At 43.8% G+C, this 17,130-nt stretch carries 15 protein-coding genes; 9 read left to right on the top strand and 6 right to left on the bottom strand.

Annotated features, from left to right (window positions below; all coding sequences use genetic code 11):
* Positions 1-492 precede the first annotated feature (492 nt).
* Positions 493-2,148 carry a peptide ABC transporter substrate-binding protein gene (locus tag BN1765_RS12865; protein WP_050615514.1) on the bottom strand — a complete coding sequence of 552 codons (1,656 nt, stop codon included), beginning with the start codon at positions 2,146-2,148 and terminating at the stop codon, positions 493-495.
* Positions 2,149-2,576: 428 nt separating this feature from the next.
* Here BN1765_RS12865 and BN1765_RS12860 point away from each other — a divergent pair, with 428 nt between their 5' ends.
* A complete protein-coding gene (locus BN1765_RS12860; RefSeq protein ID WP_082195471.1) occupies positions 2,577-2,810 on the top strand; it encodes a hypothetical protein in 234 nt (77 codons plus the stop codon).
* 248 nt (positions 2,811-3,058) lie between these two features.
* Here BN1765_RS12860 and BN1765_RS12855 read toward each other — a convergent pair whose 3' ends face one another.
* The 3 genes from BN1765_RS12855 to BN1765_RS12845 all read right to left on the bottom strand — a co-directional run bounded on the left by BN1765_RS12855 (position 3,059) and on the right by BN1765_RS12845 (position 6,825).
* Positions 3,059-4,321, bottom strand: coding sequence for a PTS ascorbate transporter subunit IIC (locus BN1765_RS12855; protein ID WP_050615513.1), 1,263 nt, complete (start codon positions 4,319-4,321; stop codon positions 3,059-3,061).
* 116 nt (positions 4,322-4,437) lie between these two features.
* Entirely contained in the window at positions 4,438-4,707 is a 270-nt protein-coding gene (locus BN1765_RS12850) for a PTS sugar transporter subunit IIB (protein ID WP_050615512.1), read from the bottom strand.
* 3 nt (positions 4,708-4,710) lie between these two features.
* Complete coding sequence (locus BN1765_RS12845) at positions 4,711-6,825, bottom strand: BglG family transcription antiterminator (RefSeq protein WP_050615511.1); 2,115 nt, start codon at positions 6,823-6,825, stop codon at positions 4,711-4,713.
* A 338-nt stretch (positions 6,826-7,163) separates the two neighbouring features.
* Between BN1765_RS12845 and BN1765_RS12840 the strand changes: the two genes are divergently transcribed.
* Positions 7,164-8,480: a short-chain fatty acid transporter gene (locus BN1765_RS12840; protein ID WP_050615510.1), complete on the top strand. Its 1,317-nt coding sequence runs from the start codon at positions 7,164-7,166 to the stop codon at positions 8,478-8,480.
* A 134-nt stretch (positions 8,481-8,614) separates the two neighbouring features.
* Here the strand turns inward: BN1765_RS12840 and BN1765_RS20095 are convergent, their stop codons facing one another.
* Entirely contained in the window at positions 8,615-8,788 is a 174-nt protein-coding gene (locus tag BN1765_RS20095; RefSeq protein ID WP_154666090.1) for a hypothetical protein, read from the bottom strand.
* 221 nt (positions 8,789-9,009) lie between these two features.
* Here BN1765_RS20095 and BN1765_RS12835 point away from each other — a divergent pair, with 221 nt between their 5' ends.
* Genes BN1765_RS12835 through BN1765_RS12810 form a run of 6 tightly spaced genes read left to right on the top strand, consistent with a single transcriptional unit; the run spans position 9,010 to position 15,052 of the window.
* Positions 9,010-10,587 (top strand): ABC transporter substrate-binding protein, encoded by a 1,578-nt coding sequence (locus tag BN1765_RS12835; protein WP_050615509.1) that lies wholly within the window; start codon positions 9,010-9,012, stop codon positions 10,585-10,587.
* Positions 10,587-11,573: an ABC transporter permease gene (locus tag BN1765_RS12830; RefSeq protein WP_050615508.1), complete on the top strand. Its 987-nt coding sequence runs from the start codon at positions 10,587-10,589 to the stop codon at positions 11,571-11,573. Before BN1765_RS12835 ends, BN1765_RS12830 begins: the two co-directional genes overlap by 1 nt.
* Positions 11,557-13,056, top strand: coding sequence for an ATP-binding cassette domain-containing protein (locus tag BN1765_RS12825; protein ID WP_050615507.1), 1,500 nt, complete (start codon positions 11,557-11,559; stop codon positions 13,054-13,056). Before BN1765_RS12830 ends, BN1765_RS12825 begins: the two co-directional genes overlap by 17 nt.
* A complete protein-coding gene (locus tag BN1765_RS12820; RefSeq protein WP_050615506.1) occupies positions 13,049-13,780 on the top strand; it encodes an ATP-binding cassette domain-containing protein in 732 nt (243 codons plus the stop codon). The genes BN1765_RS12825 and BN1765_RS12820 overlap by 8 nt, the downstream gene beginning before the upstream one ends.
* A gap of 34 nt (positions 13,781-13,814) precedes the next feature.
* The gene (locus BN1765_RS12815; RefSeq protein WP_050615505.1) at positions 13,815-14,450 is read left to right on the top strand and encodes a hypothetical protein; all 636 of its coding nucleotides are present in this window, start codon (positions 13,815-13,817) and stop codon (positions 14,448-14,450) included.
* On the top strand, positions 14,447-15,052 hold the full coding sequence (locus BN1765_RS12810; RefSeq protein WP_050615504.1) for a hypothetical protein: 606 nt from the start codon (positions 14,447-14,449) through the stop codon (positions 15,050-15,052). The genes BN1765_RS12815 and BN1765_RS12810 overlap by 4 nt, the downstream gene beginning before the upstream one ends.
* 249 nt (positions 15,053-15,301) lie before the next feature.
* Here BN1765_RS12810 and BN1765_RS12805 read toward each other — a convergent pair whose 3' ends face one another.
* Positions 15,302-16,162: a pentapeptide repeat-containing protein gene (locus BN1765_RS12805; protein WP_230199527.1), complete on the bottom strand. Its 861-nt coding sequence runs from the start codon at positions 16,160-16,162 to the stop codon at positions 15,302-15,304.
* 397 nt (positions 16,163-16,559) lie between these two features.
* On the opposite strand from BN1765_RS12805, the gene BN1765_RS12800 reads away from it, so the two are divergent.
* A complete protein-coding gene (locus BN1765_RS12800) occupies positions 16,560-16,943 on the top strand; it encodes a VOC family protein (protein WP_050615503.1) in 384 nt (127 codons plus the stop codon).
* Positions 16,944-17,130: the final 187 nt, after the last annotated feature.

The following is a 17,130-nucleotide window of genomic DNA, read 5'->3' as shown; positions in this document are numbered from 1 at the left end:
CTATCTGTTTGGCTAAAAAGTCTGGTATATACATAAATGGATTTTTGAAAACAGAAGGTGAATTAAGTAGGATTACCTATTAAAAAAGGACTGCTTATTGGTTAAGAAATCATGGGTTGTTCCAATAAGGATAACTGATGAAGTTTTGCATCGGCAGCTTCACCGCTGAATGTAACGCTTGCGCTTGTGCTCTGCGTTTTATCCCGCAAAAACTTGGCAGTAAGACCCGCATTTCAAGAATTCGAGAAGACAAGAATTGTAAGACGGAGATGAACAGACAGTGAAAGCCTGATTGGTTCAACACTAAAAAGCGGAATCGGCCTGGTTAGCCTAGGGAGAGCATAAGACAGCTCTCAATAGGGAATACGGTTTTGATTTACGGATAGTGATGGCTTATGACCTAAGAGACGCTGGCCGATGAAGCTAGACAACTAACAATCAGTGGGGGATGAAGAAAATCCCCGCTGATTGAAGTTTCACTTTATTGTTTTCTTATTCGATGTATGCCCATTTATACGATACACCTGTGCCGTAAGTGTGGCGCGCTATGCCTTTTACATATGGCTTTTGGAGTATGGCTGTCCCGTTTTGGAACATAGGGGAGACCCCTGCCAGATCTTCAAGGATTATTTTTTCGGCTTCCTGCAGGTTATTCCAGCGTTTTTTAGTATCAGCTTCTGAATATGATGAATCAATCAGGGCGTCCACTTTAGGATTGGAGAAATTCATCCAATTGTATGCATTTTCAGAATGGAAAATTTCTAGCAATGTAATGGCGTCCTGGTAAATAGGGACCCATCCGCTGTATGTCAGTTCGTATTCTTGTTTGGTTTCCAACTCCAGCTTTTGTTTGTTCGGCTGTTGGTTAATGTTGATTGTTAAACCAGGAAGATTTTTCTCCCACTGGTTTTTCACGTATTGCGCGACGGTTTTTGTAGATTCTGCGTCGTAGCTTAAGAATTCAAGCGTCATTTTGTCGACACCGAGCTCTTCAAGGCCTTTATTCCAGTATTCAACGGCTTGATCGATATCCGTTTTGTTAAAGCTTTCATACTTTGAACGGAAATCATTTCCTTCTTCGTCGAAGACAAATTCTTTCGGGACAACATAACCGGCAGGAACCGATCCGTCATTCAATATTTTTTCCAGACCCTGTTTATCCCATCCGATATAAAGGGCTTTGCGGATATTCACATTTGCCAGGTTTTTGTTTTGCTGGTTCATGCGAATGAAATAAATAGTGGAATCCAGATGTGTCGAGAACTCATCGCTGGACTTGTATTGATCCACGAATTCGGCGGTGACTCCTACGGCGTCTAGTTGGCCTGCCTCGTACATATTTACCGCTGTGGAAGTTTCTTTAAGCACAGTTGCATTGATGGTTTCCAATTTTACGTTTTTCGCATCCCAATAATCAGGGTTTTTCTTATAGGTCCAGCTTGTACCCTGCTTCCAGTTATTCAAAATGAAAGGACCGTTGTAAATTATTTTATCAGTGCCTAATGCATACTGGTCGCCCTGTGCTTCGACAAACTCCTTGTTTTGCGGATAATACACCGGTATGGTAACCAGGCTCAAGAAGTAAGGTGTCGGATTGTCAAGCTCTACTTCCAGCGTGTAATCATCGGTTGCTTTTACCCCTAACTTGTCCGGCTTGTTGTAAAGTGGATCACTCGGAGTCTGGATGGCAGAGGCATTTTTGATCTGGGCCATTAAAAATGAAAATGGGCTTAACGTTTCGGCGCCAACTGCCTTTTTCCAGGCATATTCAAAATCATGGGCAGTTACTGGTGTCCCATTGCTCCACTTTGCATTCTTGCGAAGATGGAATGTGTATTTTTTTTGATCATCCGACACATCATGGGATTCGGCAATCCCTTCGACAGGTTTGCTTTCTTCGTCAAGTCTGTAAAGACCTTCAAAGATATTGCTCATTACTACAGTGGAACCGGCTTCATAGCTTCCCAGTGAATTCAATGTTGCAATATCGTTTGCCGTTAAATTAAGGACTTGTTCTTTTTTGCTTCCGCCAGTCTCTTTTCCGTTTTTTCCATTTCCGTTGCTGCTGTAGCTACTGCAAGCAGCCATGGTAACCATAAGAGCCATCAATACGACAATAAGAGACCAAGGTTTCTTTTGTAACATCATGCATTTCCCCCTTTAAATGTTATGGCAACACTTTAGCAGCATTTTTTTCGTTCTGATGAATTACTGAAATGCTGATGTAAGAATATTCTGCAAATTATGTGCCAAACAGTCTGGGCAGGAAGGGCTCGATTGAATTCTTGTGTGCAGGAGGAGGGATCTGTCGGTTGATTGTTCTTTGTTTGATGTTTTAAACATGTACGGGCAGAATTTATTTTAAAATTAAGACATTCCAAAAACCTAATTATAAAAGGAGGGACATCTTGAAACGAGTACTATATTTTATTGCTTTTATTGGTGTTTCGCTTGTTCTGATGGCAGGCTGCTCATACTCAGTAGAAAACAAAGAGCAATATATAGATGTTTAAAAGCGTAGGGGCGATGAATACGAAGATTTCAAAGAGGCCACAGATAAGGGAAAAGTTCAAAAAGTGAAAGACATATTACACGATAGCGAATGGAAACATACGAAAGTTGATATGGCACGGCCTGCTGATTATCAGTTTATCGTTCATCATGGTATAGTAGCAAAAGCGGTAGTACATAAACTTTGGATTAGCCCAAACGAAGCTCAAGTGGAACTTGTAAGAGGCGGGAGAGAATATATTCAACTGGACAAGAAAAGGTCGGCGGAACTGCTTGTAATACTTACGGGTGGTAAATGATCAGACTTAAATGAATGATTTGGCCTCGAATTAGGGAAAAAGAAATCTTTCGTATCTCACCTTCACGTCCTTGCCTTTCTGCAAACCATCTAAACAAACCCAGATTTTATCGTATTATATGAGTTCGCTAGCACATTGGATAAAGACTGGAAGGTGGCTGCAAAAAAAGAAACTAAGAAACCTGTTTTCCCAAATTAGGTTTCTTAGCATTCTATTTTCACTAGCTTTTTATATCATATTATATCTTATCAACTAAACAATTTAATCAAATTACTTAGTAGAATACCGATTACACCGAAGTCGGAATCTCCGAACGTTGTTCCTTTGAAACCGAGTGAGCCAAGTAAAGGCAGAAGCATAGCCGGCAGGAAGGAAATAAGCAAGCCGTTTGCGAATGCACCGATCATGGCGCCGCGCCGTCCGCCTGTTGCGTTACCGAATACACCAGCTGCAGCTCCGGTGAAGAAGTGAGGGATCAGTCCAGGCACAATGACTTTCAATCCGACTAATGGCAGGATGATCATGGATAGAAGACCAGCCAGGAAGCTGAATAGGAATCCAATAATTACGCCATTAGGCGCGAAAGGAAAGACAGCTGGACAGTCAAGAGCTGGTTTGGCGTCTTTGACAACTTTGTCGGCAATCCCTTTGAAGGCAGGAACGATTTCTGCAATCAGCATCCGTACACCGGCAAGGACTACATAAACTCCAGCGGCGAATGTGATAGCTTGCAATAAGGAGAACACAAGGAAGTTTTGTCCGTCGCTCAAATTTGTTTCAACAAATTCTTTACCTGCGATAGGAGCAATAACCAGGAACAGGACGGCCATCGTCAATGACATGGCGACGGATGTATCGCGCAGGAAGCCGATTGATTTAGGCACTTTGATGTCTTCCGTGGATTTTGATTTATCACCAAGGAATTTACCGAGTGTTGCTGAAACAAGGTAACCGAATGATCCGAAGTGACCGACTGCGATTGAGTCGTTCCCGGTGATCTGACGTACGAATGGCTGTAGCATTGCAGGCATGAATACCATCAGTAATCCTAAAATAATGGATCCGATGATGATAAGCGGAAGGCCTGTTACACCGCCTGTAGCGAATACCGCTGAAATGAGGCAAGCCATAAATAAGGTATGATGGCCGGTTAAGAAAATGTACTTGAATGGCGTGAACTTAGCGATGACAATATTCATCACCATACCGAACAGCATGATCATTGCTGTTTCTTTTCCAAGTGCCTGTTGGGCTATGGCTACGATTGCTTCGTTGTTCGGTATGATTCCTTCTATTTTGAAGGCTTTCTCGAACATCTGCCCGAATATATCGAGTGAAGCAATCAATATGGAAGCGCCGCCATTTAGAATCAAAAAGCCCATGATGGTCTTCAAAGTTCCTGATACGACGTCCTGTATTTCTTTCTTCTGAAGAATCAGGCCGAGCATGGCGAATAATCCAACCAGTATGGCTGGCGTGCCTAATATATCTTTCATGATAAAATCGAACATGTTGTTTCCCCCCTGTTACTTGTTCTTTGTTGTAAAGAGTCACGATTTAAAATGGAAGGCAGGGGACTCCGGGAAGAAAATCTCTTCGCCAGATCGCCCGCAATCATTTTTCAGCTTTATTGGAAGTGTTTTTCAAGTACACTGCGCAATTCATTTTGGTCTAGAATGTTCGTTAGACCTTCAACTGTTTTTGTTCCATCTTCTAGATTGCCGACTAAGTCTTTGGATCCGATGTATAAGTCGGCAGGCTCAGACTTGGCTGTTGTCAAATCAGTGTGGGAAACTTCCGCTTCTGCCCCCATGTCCTTCAGGATATTTTTCACGTTCATTTCTACGATAAAGCTGCTTCCTAAACCATTCCCGCATACTACAAGTACTTTTTTCATTTTTTATTCCTCCTCAGATTTTGAATGATTATTAATGACATTGAGTACTTCATTAACTGTTTCTGCTTGTGATAAAAGATTGAGATTATGTGAGTCTGAAAGCAGGGTGGATAATTGAGACAATGCTTTCAGATGGGCTTCGTTATCTACCGCTGCCAGAACAAATAGGAGATTGACTTGATGTTCTGGTTTTTCTGAGAATGGGCATGGTTTCTTCAATTTAAGAAAGCTCATTCCCACTTTGTTGACGCCTGCCTCAGGGCGTGCGTGCGGCAAAGCGATGCCTGGTGCGATGACAATATAAGGTCCAAGCTGGTTCACGCTGTCTATCATCGCATCTACATAAGACTGGCGGATTGCTCCCGTTTCAAGTAAGGGCTTGGAAGCCAGTTGCAATGCCTCTTGCCAATTGGCTGTTTCTTCTGAAATTTGTATAGTGTCTGTGGTCAATAATTCATGTAGCATGGGTTTGTAATAAGCCTCCCTTACCGGTTCTTTCATTCTTGCCTGATATGCTAGCAGGTCTTGATATAATGCTTGTTCGTCCTCGATTGTACTGTGTTTTTTAATGATGGCGATTAGACGGTCTATTTCCTGAGGCTCACGGGCATTTCCGTCTGTTTCAACTAGTTTCAGCAGTCGTGCTTTCTCTGACGCTTTTAAGATGGGACTCACGACATAGACGGGAACTGTACGTTCAAGCAGAGGCACAGTAGAGAAAATATAGTCGATATTGTTGAGCCTCTTTTTCTCGTATTCCCGGACCGAGTACAGTTCTGTAACGTCCACGGAAGGCAGCAAGTCTTCTAACTGTTTCTGCAGAATTCTCGATGTCCCGATGCCGCTTGCACAAACGATAACCGCTTTCTTCCGCCGTTCCACCCGTATGCCTTCTTTATCCAGCCATCCGCCGAAATGGATGGCGATATAGGCGATTTCATCATCTGAGACTGGCTGGCCGAGAAAATATTCAAAATGATGGACAACCTTTTGTGTCAATATGAACAAATCCTTATAGGTGCTCTTCACTGTTTCCGACAATGGGTTACTCCAATCGATGCCGTATTTGATACGAAAATAGGCGGGTTTCAAATGGAGAAGCAGATTTTGCTCCAATTCATGCCGGTTCGTGAAAAAGACACACGCGAACTTTTGGAAGTCGTCTACCATATAAGAAATGATCTGCTTCAGTGTAGAAGCGGTCTGCGCATCTTCTGTATTGGGTAGGGTGTTGCTTCTTTTTGCACTTAAGAAAAAGGTAGTCAAATAGAAAACTTCATCTTCTGGCACATTCAATCGGTAAGCGGTTTCAATTCTTTCTGCTATTTTCGTAGCGGCATCAAATTCCTTAGTCGATCGCAATACCTCTTTCTCCACTGGATCGATGGAAATGAATTTACCTCTGTTAAACCGCTTGATCAGCATCGTTATATGAATATTTAAGGAGTGGATGAAATCTTCCGTGTAATGTACGCCCATATAATCCTCGAGGTCTTGAAGCACTCCGGATAATGTATGTCCGCTGGAAGAGACAACGCCTCCCATGTCACTTGATTTATAAGAGCCTGGAATCCCTATTAGGTCTCGCCAATCCAATAATTCGGATATTTGAGATAGATACGTAAGGAGCACAGTACGCTTGTTTTGTTCTGATCCCTTAAGGAAATATCCTGTCTCATGACTGTACTGTAAGTGGAGATGGAAAGCCTTCAATTCGGCCTTTGCCTGTTTAATGTCGGCAAGCATTGTGCTGCGGCTGACATGTAATTTGTCGAGCAAGGTCTGCAAGGTGACAATGCTTTCTCTTGTCAAAACCACGATTGCAATAATGGCGATTCTTTCTCTTGGAGAATACACATAGTCCTCTGCTACTGACAATGAAGCAAGCTTTTGCCGGATTGCTTGTTTTCCTGGTTCGCTTACGGTATATCCGATATTCCGCTTATGGGTTAATGGTTCTAATTTGTTTTCCTGAAGCCAATCATTGATCTTTTCAACATCGTAGTACAGTGTCCGTTTGGATATGGACAACTGTTCCATCAATTCAGAATGAGATACATAGGAATATCCTTGGATTACTTTTTGTAAGATTGCAATGCCACGCTGGCTAAGACTCATAGGAAGCTTCCTCCTTGATACAAGAAATTATGATTGTGCAACCAATCGGACTTATTTCAACCATTTCCTGTATCTATATGTTTATTATAGCAAGGATATCAGATATTAGAAGTCCAATTGCTGTTTGAGAAAGATTGCAAAAGTTGGACTGTTATAGATTGGGAACTGCAGAAATGCAGAGCGGGGGCGTGTGAAACATTCTTTTGTGCTTCTGAATTTTCATATGAATGCGCAAGATTTGTAAACGGCTACTAGGGTGATTGCTTCTAATTAGGCCCGTCATAAAAACTCAGGTTGTCTCATATGTCTTCATTAGAAAACATAAAGGAGGGAGCACAATGTTCAATGAGTGGTCGAACGGGCTGGCCAAGTGGATTGGCCGCTATCTGCCGGATGCTTTTGTGATTGCTGTGTTGTTGACATTATTGGTTTTTATTCTAGGTTTTTTCAGCAGTCCGAAAGATCCGTTAGACTTGATTCAATCGTATGGGGATGGCTTTTGGACGTATTTGACGTTCACGATGCAAATGGTTTTATTGCTGATGACAGGGATGGCGCTTGCTTCCGTGCCGTTCATCAAACGTGGATTGGAGGCCTTGTCGGCAAAGGCGGATACGGCTAAAAAAGCCTATATCTTCACGTTCCTGATCAGTGCCGCAGCCTATTATATCAACTGGGGATTAGCTGTGGTCGTCGGGGCGATTGTTGCCCGGGAGGTCGGTAAACGGAACCGCGATGCCCATTTCCCGTTGCTTGTGGCGTGTGCCTATGCCCCGACAGCGTTATATTCCGCCGGTTTGTCCAGCTCGATCGGGCTGACCATCGCGACAAAAGGGCATTTCCTGGAAAAAGTGATGGGTGTGGTGCCTACTTCGGAAACGATTTTCCATCCCGGAACCCTCATCATATTCCTGGCCTTGTTGCTCACGATGCCGATTGTCATCCTATTGATGGCCCCTAAAAAAGATATCATCACTTATCATCCCGGCAAGAAGGAAAAAGACTCAGGTTCAGGTCAGGCAACGGAAAAGGAAACGGCGGCGGGATTCTTGGAAAAGACCCCTGTACTAGGCATTCTTGCCGGTGCAATCGGCTTGGTATATACAGCCATGCAATTCATCGACAGCATGGATTTGAATCTGAATATCATCAATATGTGCTTTCTTTCGCTGGGGCTGGTTTTGCATGGATCGCTGAGGGCGTATGGGGAAGCATTTAAAGAAGCGGCCCAATCCATTTCCCCGATTATCCTCCAATTTCCGTTCTACGCCGGAATCATCGCGGTGTTGGGGAGTTCCGGGCTGGCGGAGCATATCATTCAAGCCATGGAGTCGATGTCATCTAAAGAAAACTTTGTGATTTTCACTTATTGGGCTTCGGGCTTGGTCAATATACTGGCGCCATCCGGGGGAGGGCAATGGGCCTTGCAGGGGCCGCTCCAAATACCGGCAGGCATGGAACTTGGCGTAGATCCCGCACTCATTGCCATGTCGGTGGGCTGGGGGGATGCCTGGACGAACCTCATCCAGCCTTTTTGGGCAATCCCTTTGCTCGGCATAGTCGGGTTGCATATCCGCCATATCATGGGCTACTGCTTCATCCTATGTGTATGGGTTGGTATCGTGACGTCGGTGTTGATGTATTTTGTTTATTGATGCAAGAATAGGAGATTGAGCGAAGAGATGGGGACAAATAGGATCTCTTTTAATTGAAAAAGCGGGATTCTATCATGGTTAAAACTCGATAACTTAGCTAAAAGTCTATTTCTTGATAATGGAAATGGACTTTTTTATTTATCGATTAAATAAAGGCATTTATATATTTTTCTTTGTAGTCCGTTTTGCTCATTTTTTATTCTTTTGCTGGATTTATCTTTTCTAGCTTCAAAAATTTGATTTGACTTTTCGTTTAAAGACTGTGCTAGCATTCTGGCAATAGTAGACAGTAATTTATCAATAATCATTAATTTTTCTCCTTTTTATAAACATTTTTGTTAAAAATAGCAAAATAATGATGGGTTTTATGCCCAAAATAAGTTTGGCTGCCGGCAGGAATCAAATAGTTTTTTTGTCCTATCTTTAGAAGAATGGCATTATTGACTACTCCACAAATGACATTGATAATCATTCTCAATATGGTTATATTTGAACTATCAAGAACAATAGGCGAGAGAGGGAAGACAGGATGAAGAAATTACTAGGGATTTTATGCTTGCTTTTTGCAATAGTACTGGCTGGTTGTTCCAACGGCAGCGGATCAACGAAAGAGACCAGCGTTTCTAAAGACGGGAAGAAGATTGTTAAGATTGCTTGGCAGGACAGCGGTTTTATTTCACCGTTCACATTTACAACGAGCGGGCCAGGAGGTTATTTACGAAATTCATTCCTGTTCGATACATTGACCTGGAAGGATGAAAAAGGTGTGATTCCTTGGTTGGCTACCGATTGGACGGTTTCGGATGATCAGCTTACATACACATTTAAATTGGAAGATGATGTGAAATTCCATGATGGCAAACCGCTGACAGCGGACGATGTTGTCTTTTCATATACGTATTTCAAGAAGCATGTTTTTCCTTGGAATGCTGACATGACAAAAATCAAATCTGCCGAAAAAGTAAGTGACACAGAAGTGAAGATTCACTTGAATGAACCATTTTCACCATTCATAACAGAAATTGCGGGAATCTTGCCAATTATACCGAAGCATATTTGGGAAGACGTGAAGAACCCGGTTGACTATCAAGAAGATAAGGCCTTGGTCGGTTCAGGTCCATTTGTCTTGAAGGATTATGACAAAGCAGCCGGCAATTATCGATTTGTAAAAAACGACAAATACTTCAAGGGCAAAGTGAATGTGGACGAAGTGCATTACTTGGCCGTTGAAAATAATATTCTCTCCTTACAAAACAATGAAATCTCTGCTGGCATGACGTTCAACTATAAAGAAGTGGAACAAATGAAGCGGCAAGGCTTTGACGTGATAAAAGCGGATCCTACGGGGAGTGCTGTCCGTGTTCTGTTCAACTTGGACCATCCCCAATTGAATGATAAACGACTTCGCCAAGCCATCGCTTATGCTTTAAACCGTGCCCAAATGTCAGAGAAACTAACGGGGTCCGATCAACCGATGGTAGGGAATGCAGGGGTAGTTCCGTTGGATTCGCCATGGTACAACAAAGATGTCAAACAGTACGATTACTCAAAAGAGAAAGCGAACGCGCTGCTGGATGAGCTTGGCTACAGCAAAAATAAAAAAGGGATCCGCGATGGATTGAAGCTGCGTGTACTGGTTTCCTCCACGTCCCAGGAAGCTGAGCTAATGAAAGTGATGCTTGCGAAAGTAGGCATTGACCTTACGATACAGACAGTTGATGCGGCAGCCTTCTCGACGGCCATGTCTGAAGGCAAATACGATATGGCGATTACGGGGCATATTGGCTTAAGCGGCGACCCTGACTTCTTGCGCCTATGGTTTTCCGGACAAGCCAGCAATGCCTATGCCGGAAAAAGTGTATTTAACAATAAGGAATTCAAAAAATTGGCTGACTTGCAGCTGACACAGACAGACGAGGCAGACCGTAAAGAGACAATCGGCCAAATGCAGGATATTTTAGCGGAAGAATTGCCGACATTGGTCCTTTACCATCGTCCATTCTATTTCATTTATAAAGCGTCTGACTTTGATGGCTGGTTCAATACGTATGGCGGCATTTCCGACGGTATTCCTTTATGGGATAACAAGGCGGCGTTTATAGACTGATGAAACGACTATTTTCTTTGTACGGCACTGTCTTTGTCATCCTACTGCTGCTGAATTTCTTTCTCCCTCGGCTCATGCCGGGGGGGCCTATCCAATTCATTGAAGGCCAGGATAGCGGACCGATGCTGACGGAAGCGCAAAAAGAATCCATGATCGCCTATTATGGGCTTGATCAATCTTTATGGGAGCAGTTCGTGCATTATGTGAAAGGGATTGTGACATTCGATTTCGGCACATCGTTTTCACATAAGACGGATGTTGCCGATCTGATTCTTGAGCACTTCTCCTACACGATTTCGATTGTTGGATTGGCGGTGCTGCTTTCATTTATCATCGGCATCACCATCGGGTTGGTGTCGGCTTGGTTTCATGGAAAGCGTGGAGATCGTTATTTGATGACGGCGATGCTGGCGATTGGTTCGATACCGGAATTTCTGTTGGGCATTGTTTTATTGCTTGTATTTGCCGTTAATGCCGCTATCTTCCCGTTAAGCGGCGCATCCACGCCGTTCATGGCGGATGCCGGCGTATTGGCGGGGCTGAAAGATCAAGTTTGGCATGGCTTTTTGCCGGTGCTGGCTCTGACAATCGTGAACATATCGAGTGTCTATTTGCTGGTGCGGAATGAATCGATTCGGGTTTTGGCGTCCCCGTACATGGAATTTGCCAAAATGAAAGGGCTCAACCGAAGACGCTTGCTGTACCGGCATACGGCTAAAAATGCCTTGTTGTCCGTTTTTACCTTGTTGATGATCCGTATTGGCCTGCTGTTCACGGGTGCCATTTTCATAGAGACGCTGTTCTCTTATCCCGGTATCGGCAAACTCTTGCAGGAAGCGATTCTATCGCGTGATTATCCATTAATGCACGGCTTATTTTTCATATTTTCGAGTATCATCCTATTCGTCAATATGCTGGCCGATTATGTATACCCGAAGCTGGATCCGCGCATAAAAGGGGGAAACATCAATGAAAAGCATGTATAGATGGCCGTTAGTGGCACTATCGGTGATTGTCGGGATGGCGTTGCTGTCTCCCATCCTATCGATGCATGATCCGCATGCCTTCGAAAGCGGCTCTTATCTTCCGCCTTCCGCTGAATATTGGCTGGGGACGAATAAGCTTGGGCAAGATGTTTGGTCTCAGTTATTGGCGGGAACACGCACCAGTTTATGGATTGGTTTGCTGGTTGCTTTTTTCAGTACGGCATTGAGCGCCGTGTTGGGATTGTTGGCAGGTTATATCCCTTGGCTGGATCGCCTGATTAACGGGGGTGCCAATGTGTTGCTCGTTCTGCCTAGCTTGCTGTTGATTCTATTATTCATTTCCTTTACGGGCGGCGGTATGATTCAGCTGGTCGTTGTGCTGAGCCTGTTGTCTTGGCCCGGTTATATGAGGCTGATCCGTTCCTCCGTACTTTCCTTAAAGGAACGCGAATTTGTGAAAGCAGCTTCGATGTTTGGCGGAAGCCCTTTTTATGTCTTGCGGAAGCATCTTCTGCCACATATCAAACCCTTGATGAAGGCCAAGTTCATCCTTTCGTTTCGTAATGCTATTTTGACCGAGTCGGGTCTAGCCTTTTTAGGGCTTGGCGATCCGAACTTTGTGTCTTGGGGAAGCATGTTGAACGCCGCCTTTTCAGAGCCATCCATCTACTTAAGCAATGCTTGGGCATGGATTGTTCTCCCTCCAGTACTCATGCTGATCATTACGACCGTTAGTTTAGCATTCTTAATGGAGGAAAGACCGCTTAAGCGAAAAACAGCCAAACGAATAAAAGTGGTGAAGCACGAAAGCGAACCGTCGGATGGGGTATGTTGCGAGGATGTCACCGTCACATTTGGCCAGCAGGAAGTGGTGAAAAACGTTACTTTTCATGTGCAACCTGGTGAAATTGTCAGCATCATCGGTCCTTCGGGTTCCGGGAAAACCACACTGGCACGGGCCATGTATGGTCTATTGCCGGCGTATCAATGGACTGGCGATGTTTTTTATAACGGTGCATCGGTCCGGAAAAGGGATTTTAGCAAAAAGCATTATTGGCAGACATGTTCGTTCATCTACCAAGACGCACGTGCAGCCTTCAACCCTTTATTGACGCTGAAGGAGCAATTCACGGAATTGGGCGTCACTGAAGAACAGGCAAGGCAAGCGGTTGAACAAGTATCGTTGCCGGGACATGTATTGGAGAAGTATCCGTTTGAATGCTCCGGAGGCATGCTGAGCCGGGCGATGATTGCCCTTGCTTTCTTGACCGAACCGGATGTTGTGATTGCAGATGAATGCACGAGCACATTAGATCCTATCTTGAAAAAAGAAATCGTGCAGTTATTGGAGGAAAAAGTGCGCATGTCTCGAGTCAGCCTGATTTTTATCACGCATGATTTGGATATTGCCTATGCCATTTCCGACCGAACGCTGCGAATTGACGATCATCAGTTGAAGGAGGAAGTTGCAGCTTATGCTTGAATTACGGAATGTTTCGAAACAGTTTGGAACCCATCAAGTGTTGGACCAGATCGATTTTTCAATTGAAAGCAATGAGATTGTCGGCCTAATCGGCGAGTCCGGGTCAGGAAAGTCAACCATCGCAGAGCTCATCATCGGCCTGCAACAACTGACAGAAGGGGAGGTCATCTGGGAAGAAGGGTGCAACTGTCAATATATCTATCAAAATCCTGAACGTTCTTTCAACCCTTACTTGACGATGCAGGAAAGCTTATTGGAACCATTGTTGCTCAGCAAAACCCCTAAGAAAGAAGCGATGGGGCGGATCCATATGCTGATGGAACAAGCTGGATTGCCAAAGGAATTGTTAAGTAGAAAACCTCAAGAATGTTCCGGAGGGCAAAAACAACGGGCTGCCATTATCCGGGCGTTAGCATGCAAGCCGCGTTTGCTCATAGCCGATGAAATCACTTCTGCGTTGGACCCTGAGTCAGAGTCGATTATGATTGGCCTATTGCGGGATTTCCAGCGCGATATGCAGCTATCCATTTTGTACATTACACATCGTATTACGGCGACGGAACAGTTTGCCGATCGGTTGCTGGTTTTGGAAAAAGGAAGAATTGTGGAGGATCGCCTGACAAAGGATGTTCTTTATAACCCTAAGCATATGTATACGAAACAGTTAATGGAGGCCTGCGCTTACTTCGAACGGCGCTGGAAGTTAGTTGTGAAGCAAGCTTAATGCAAGTAAGAGAGAAAACGGAGGGAATGGAAGTATGAGTGAGACACCGAGAATGTTAGAACTTAGCCCCGGCCATGCCTTTGGCCAAGGGCAACAAATGGCAGGAGATAATTATATAGACAGAACGCTGGTTGATCAGTATGAGCTGTCCGATATGGACTTGCAGGAGTACGATGTTCTGCTCTTGACAGATTTCATCGATCAAGAATATTTGTATAAGAATAAACAGAAAATCGAATCCTTTTTGGATGCAGGGAATATCGTCATTTTTTGCGGTCACTTGTTCCGCCAATGGCTTCCGGGATGCGGTCCCTTCATGCCGAAGAGAATTCATTCGCATAGGGACTACTATGTAAGAGTGACAGCGCCTAATAGCATCTTTGCCGGAGTGGAAATAAAGGACATGGTCTACAACAAAGGAGTTGCCGGTTTTTTTGCCCGCGGCTATCACCCGGCTCCTAAAGGGGCACAAGTGCTCCTGGCCTTTGAAGACGGCAAACCCATTACATATATTGACCGCAACAGCACAAAAGGAACCATTTTGGTGCATGCAGGCCGCAATCTGTTCCAATATAATGGGCAGAATAAGACGACCGATCGAATCGGGCCGCAAATATGGCAGTGGGCCGTTTCTGAATTCAACCAGCTGAAAGGGGAAAAGGCCCAATGAGAAAAATAGCTGTTATCTATAGCGGAAATGCGGCCCATTATCGCACCTTCCATGAGGCGAAGTATGCACAGTATATTGAAGCACTCCTTTATTTGCCTGATTTTCAAGAAGCGGATTTAGACCGCTTTGATGTCTTGATCGTTCCCTCACAATTAAATAACCGTTTGCTCCTGCAGGCAAAGGGAAAAATCGATGCATTCGCTGAAGAAGGTGGGATTGTTGTAGCATTCGGGCCACAGCCCTGGGAGTGGCTTCCAAACCAAAATTGGGAGGAGCGCCCAACGAATTTTTGGTGGTGGCTTGAGGAAAATGCGCAAAGCGGGCTCTTCCTTGCCAATCCTAGCTATCCATTATTCCAGTACATCAGTCTGGAGGATGCAACCTGGCACCAGCACGGCGTATTTTGGCCGCCGGAGCAAGCGGACAAACTGATTACCACGGAAGATGGGGGTGCCGTCCTCTATGTCGACAAAGTGAGTACAAATGGGACATGGATTATTACCACCCTGGATCCCGATTATCATTTTGGCTCTTATTTCATGCCTGCGACAGAGCGGTTTTTGGACGGCTTTTTCCCTTGGATCGCTGTTGGGGAGGTATGAATAAAGGTACTGGAATATGTAGCTTTTGGTGGATGGGCTGCAGGGTATAGCGTCTATGAAACATTACAGCAGTCTGTGCTCAAGGGAGCATAAAGCAATCCATCACGGATGGGCAGTTGAAGGATTTAGCTGAAGCTTTTGGCGTCGTACCCAAAGAAGGATATATCTTGCTTCAAAATTAGATAAAAGAGTGGCTGCCTGTCTACATTGGACAGAAAGCCACCCTTTTTCATTATCCGCGTTCTTATCTTAAATGATCTCACTTATCAGCCAATGTTCAGGAATACGAAGTGAAGGCGGCAGTTTAGTATGACGATTTCCTTTTGCCGAGTTGACTTGTACTTGAGTAAGAAAGATACTTCCCAATAGATTAGCACCTCTTAGATCAGCGTCTCTCAAGTCAGCGCCAATCAGGTCTGCTTCTCTTAAGTCAGCTTTTCGAAGGTCGGAAGCAATCAGTAGAGCTCCTCTTAAATCGGCCCCTCTGAGGTTTGCGCCTCTCAAGTTTGCGCCGATCATGTCACGGCCTTTAGTCATTTTTCTTTTCCTCGCACTTCTATGATGGCTATTCTTTGCTTTGGAGCGGACCAGTTCACTGGTTTTCTTCAACAGATCATTCACCTTGTCCCGATGGCTTGGTATATATAAGGATAAGATGGCTTCCGGGCTTAAATAAGTGAGATGCTCGGTTTCTTGCGCTGCTTGCTCTAAATCCTTATAGATTGGTTGAGCGGCTTCTATACTCAGGGCCTCATATAAGTAATAAAGCATTTCGTGAAGATGCTGCATAATTGGGAACACAGCAAACATCTCCTGCGCTATCGCTGCATTATTACGCCAATCAATTCCTCCGTATGTCCCTTGGTAAACCTTTTGGCCTGCGCCAAAGTACTCATATACCGTGCATCCCCGAAAGCCATTCAGTCTCAGGTTTTTATGAATACCGCAACGATAGTCTGTCTGCAAGTTCCTGCAAGGAGTTCCTTCTCCTTTGTCAAAAGCAAAATCGGCAGAGGCGGCAAAGGATAAAGCGACACAACATAGCCCAAAACAATTTTTACAGTCAGCACTTACTTTTGCTTTCCTATTATTTATTAAGTCATGAGGCAATATGTACACATCCTTTTGTTCCAGTCTTCAAACCATAAAAAGTGTCAAAGTTAGGAGGTGTTTCTGATTCTTCGCATTTCTTTCTTTTTTCACTGATTCTTACTATTCTAGAGTTGAGGGAAGAAGTCCTTCTTCAAGGGTCTTTGTATAGAAATCATTAATAACCGTCCTATTAATACCGTTGAAGAATAGAAATGGTAAATTCGGTCATCGAAAATGATTTATCTATCATAAAAATTGACCGATCAAGGGTGGCGCATTTAATGAGGCACCTTTTTATCTGTGAGTGTTTCATATAATCTATCGACTACAGCAATTATTTTTCCAAAACATCAAAGGAATTCCCGCTTTATCATCGAATTTGTAACAATGAAAATAGTGAAAAGGTGGACTGTCTGTGAAATCGATCTCCTCTCCTATCGCCTGTAAGGTAAACAATGTGTTTATCCATGTCAGTAACCTAGAAAAATCTGTAGAGTGGTACAGTGATTTACTTGGAATCTCATTTAATAAAGAGAATGTTAGATCACCCGTATATAACATCCCCGTCACTTCTGAGACTGGGCTTACTTTGGACGATCATACGTTTGATCCGGGTTTTCAACTAAGCCCCTCAGATCATGTATTATTCAATTTCTTCGCCAAGGAGATCGATGAGGCGTATGAATTTGTTAGAAACAAAGGCATTACGATTGTTCGGGAAATAGAGCGTATTGAAGATTTCGCCTATTTTAATTTTAAAGACCCGGATGGAAATGTACTGATGATCTGTAATCGTTGAAGTAGTAAGCTGTGGTTATGTAACAACCATGGCTTTTTTGTAGTTACACAATTTTAACGGACAGGTAAAGAGGATAAAGATGAATAATGTCGAACTATTCATGTAAACAACGGACGGAAATAATGGAAAGGAGGCATAAGACAGTGGATAAATTGCGAATTAACTCTTCAAAATAATATATTTTGAG

Source organism: Bacillus testis (assembly GCF_001243895.1).
GTDB classification, from domain to species: domain Bacteria; phylum Bacillota; class Bacilli; order Bacillales; family DSM-1321; genus Bacillus_AD; species Bacillus_AD testis.
Note: the sequence above shows the minus strand (reverse complement) of the source record. Positions and strands in the feature narration are given on the sequence as shown.

Excerpts from the sequence above, each read along its gene's own strand:
- BN1765_RS12865 (WP_050615514.1), bottom strand. The coding sequence starts at position 2,148 with ATGATGTTACAAAAGAAACCTTGGTCTCTTATTGTCGTATTGATGGCT.
- BN1765_RS12855 (WP_050615513.1), bottom strand. The coding sequence starts at position 4,321 with ATGTTCGATTTTATCATGAAAGATATATTAGGCACGCCAGCCATACTG.
- BN1765_RS12850 (WP_050615512.1), bottom strand. The coding sequence starts at position 4,707 with ATGAAAAAAGTACTTGTAGTATGCGGGAATGGTTTAGGAAGCAGCTTT.
- BN1765_RS12845 (WP_050615511.1), bottom strand. The coding sequence starts at position 6,825 with ATGAGTCTTAGCCAGCGTGGCATTGCAATCTTACAAAAAGTAATCCAA.
- BN1765_RS12840 (WP_050615510.1), top strand. The coding sequence starts at position 7,164 with ATGTTCAATGAGTGGTCGAACGGGCTGGCCAAGTGGATTGGCCGCTAT.
- BN1765_RS20095 (WP_154666090.1), bottom strand. The coding sequence starts at position 8,788 with ATGATTATTGATAAATTACTGTCTACTATTGCCAGAATGCTAGCACAG.
- BN1765_RS12835 (WP_050615509.1), top strand. The coding sequence starts at position 9,010 with ATGAAGAAATTACTAGGGATTTTATGCTTGCTTTTTGCAATAGTACTG.
- BN1765_RS12830 (WP_050615508.1), top strand. The coding sequence starts at position 10,587 with ATGAAACGACTATTTTCTTTGTACGGCACTGTCTTTGTCATCCTACTG.
- BN1765_RS12825 (WP_050615507.1), top strand. The coding sequence starts at position 11,557 with ATGAAAAGCATGTATAGATGGCCGTTAGTGGCACTATCGGTGATTGTC.
- BN1765_RS12820 (WP_050615506.1), top strand. The coding sequence starts at position 13,049 with ATGCTTGAATTACGGAATGTTTCGAAACAGTTTGGAACCCATCAAGTG.
- BN1765_RS12815 (WP_050615505.1), top strand. The coding sequence starts at position 13,815 with ATGAGTGAGACACCGAGAATGTTAGAACTTAGCCCCGGCCATGCCTTT.
- BN1765_RS12810 (WP_050615504.1), top strand. The coding sequence starts at position 14,447 with ATGAGAAAAATAGCTGTTATCTATAGCGGAAATGCGGCCCATTATCGC.